The following is a 784-nucleotide window of genomic DNA, read 5'->3' as shown; positions in this document are numbered from 1 at the left end:
GCTCTTCGGCGAGTGTGTCACTGTGACCTCCCCCATGGTCATCCGTCACCGCAAGTATCGCTACCGCAGCGGAGATGCTTCGCACCACCCCTTGCCCATGAATACGCCGGGGGAATCGGTTCGGTTCCCCGGGCCGGTGTCGCGCCCACGGGTGTGTGGTGGGTCGGGGCCGTGGGGGTGCGTCCAGCCTGCCGCGCACGGGCGTACTGCTGTGGGCTGCCACGGCTGGACCGGGCAGAGACGAAGTATGCGGCGGGCTGTTGACGCACCCCCCCCACGGCCCCTTCCGCCGTCGGGCGGCCGTCCCGCCGTCGTGGCGGGTGCCGGGTACCCCCTCAAGCGAGGCGAGCGGACCCACTCCGCGCACGTTGCGAGAGGGCTCACCGTTCGAAGTGCGCCCGCACCCTTTCCTGTACCTGGGCGGACGCCCCTACGTGGTCCAGGCCCAGGAGGGCCGCGCCCAGGACCGGGCTCGCCGTGACCACGTGGGGTGTGGCTTTCGGGGCCCGGGTGGACAGGAGGTCGCGGATGGTGTCGTCCAGTCGGGGGTGACGGGCGGCCAGGACGCTGCCGCCCAGGAGGACCGGGGTTTCCTCGTCGAGGAGGTCCAGGCGGGTCAGGGCCACGGTGGCCATGGTCGCCACCTCGTCCGCCAGGCGGTCGACGATCGTGCGGGCGATGGGGTCGCCCTGCGCGGCCGTGGCGAACAGGACCGGGGTCAGTTCGTGGCGGCGGTGGTGGTCGATGCGGTTCAGGTGGAGGGCCTCGATGAGGGCGTACATGG

General features: G+C 71.9%; 1 pseudogene. It reads right to left on the bottom strand.

Features of this window, described 5'->3' with window-relative positions:
• Positions 1-380: 380 nt before the first annotated feature.
• Positions 381-784: pseudogene (locus C1I97_RS38210) on the bottom strand (ROK family protein); the annotation flags it as partial.

Source organism: Streptomyces sp. NTH33, from assembly GCF_003236365.1.
Taxonomy (GTDB): domain Bacteria; phylum Actinomycetota; class Actinomycetes; order Streptomycetales; family Streptomycetaceae; genus Streptomyces.
Note: the sequence above shows the minus strand (reverse complement) of the source record. Positions and strands in the feature narration are given on the sequence as shown.